The organism is Gilliamella intestini, from assembly GCF_900094935.1.
GTDB classification, from domain to species: Bacteria; Pseudomonadota; Gammaproteobacteria; order Enterobacterales; family Orbaceae; genus Gilliamella; species Gilliamella intestini.
The window spans coordinates 1-1666 of sequence record NZ_FMBA01000099.1 but is presented as its reverse complement, the minus strand read 5'-3'; the positions used below and the strand labels follow the sequence as shown (position 1 = coordinate 1666).

Here is a 1666-nt window from a genome sequence, read left to right as displayed (position 1 = left end):
GACAAATTTGTCCTCGTCAAAATACTGCCCTTGAAAGCGCAGGTTTTGCGGGACGGTGCGGTATTCTATCGCAAGCTCGCCATAGGATTTAAAATCTCTGTCAAAAACTTTCAGGTAACTATGCGTTTTAGTATAAAATTGTTTTTTAGTTGGGTTGAGTTTTCGGTTTTTTAATGCTAAATAAATAGCAAAAACAGCCTTTGGGTATGCTAAAAGGTATTGTGTTTTTTATAACAATTATTCAAAAAATATTGATTTTATTTGTTTTTTAAAGAGCGATAAAGTAACGAAATATAAAAGGAAACTCCTCGCTGTTTTAAAGCAAGGATCTGTATAATCAAGGTTGTTTATTAGTCGCCAATTATTCTATTTTAAGGTAACCTGCGTTTGGGCTTTTCAGGCTCTGGCGTTGGTAATTTCCATGATGTTAATAAATCTAATTCGCCAAGAAAATTGTTGATATTATCAAGCTCGTTCTCGGCAACTTGCCATAACCATAATTTATCACTTAATTCTTCAAGTGTACCATGGCTTTTATCACTTAATATCCAATCTTTCAACGTGGTATTATCTACACACATGTCTAAATGATGATGATTAATAATATTAGCGGTATAAATCATTCTCAGTCGTTTATTGTCATTTAATTGTTTTCGGTCACGTAAAAGATAATATTTTTCATAAGGATATATAGTGGCAAAGTTGAATCCCATTGCATACTCAATGGCATTATTTGCACTCTTACACCCCGAATATTTTATACCATAAGAAAAATAGTTTTGACGTGCAAAGTTCTTTATCAATTCCAAAACAAGACCATCATGATCAAGTTTATTATCATATAAAATATAAATATCATTTTTACCGCCAAATTCTTCCGTATAATAAGCCAAACGTAGGCGACATATATTGTCTAATATATTCGATGTAGCAAAGGTTATAATTTTCTGTAGATTTATTTTACGTTTTAATCCCTTTAGAGAAATATTAACTTGTTTAAAATCACTACAGGTCTTCCTTATTATCGGCTTAATATAACTAGTATCTGTAATAGGAGCATTTAATGCTGAAAATAGTGTTTCAGCAAATTCTAACGCAATATTCTGTGAGATATTTTCTGTATTATATAAAACAATGCCACTGTACATAGCTAATTTCCTTCTTTTATACTCTTAATCAATAAGTCTAATCGGTGTTTCATATCTCTCGCATTATATGGATGCTTAAATGAAGAAATTGCTTCATCTCTATAGATCCCTAATATCCTCATAGCCTCTTCATTACGAGTAAACAAATAATCGAAATCTGTCATATCAGATTTAGAGGCTATCTCTATCGCATGCACTTTCCCATTTTTATCGATAGCCATAACATCAGGTCTGCGTGTAGATTTACTTTCACCTAGAGCACGGTTATATGAGCGGTTTAAATAGATTTCTTTGAACTGACCAGACATAGCCAGTTTATTAGCGATGGCCTCTGAAAACTGGTCATGCCCCGGTGTTCCATCAACTTGTCCTGTTCCATATATTTTTGTTCTATTCACTTCTCGGACAGGACAAATTTTTGCCAACCCCAACGGGTCAATCCAAGCCAGTGGATTAGGAACGTAGCTATAGGCGTTTTCGCCGCCGGCAAGTCCTATGGGGTCTTGGCTGATGTAGCG

Annotated in this window: 2 protein-coding genes; both read right to left on the bottom strand. The window is 34.2% G+C overall.

What is annotated here, in order from left to right:
• Positions 1 to 371 precede the first annotated feature (371 nt).
• The gene (locus GA0061080_RS12175; RefSeq protein WP_091126208.1) at positions 372 to 1148 is read right to left on the bottom strand and encodes a hypothetical protein; all 777 of its coding nucleotides are present in this window, start codon (positions 1146 to 1148) and stop codon (positions 372 to 374) included.
• A gap of 2 nt (positions 1149 to 1150) precedes the next feature.
• Positions 1151 to 1666, bottom strand: a 516-nt coding sequence (locus GA0061080_RS12170; RefSeq protein ID WP_209435849.1) for an RHS repeat-associated core domain-containing protein, incomplete at its 5' end; no start/stop codon positions are given.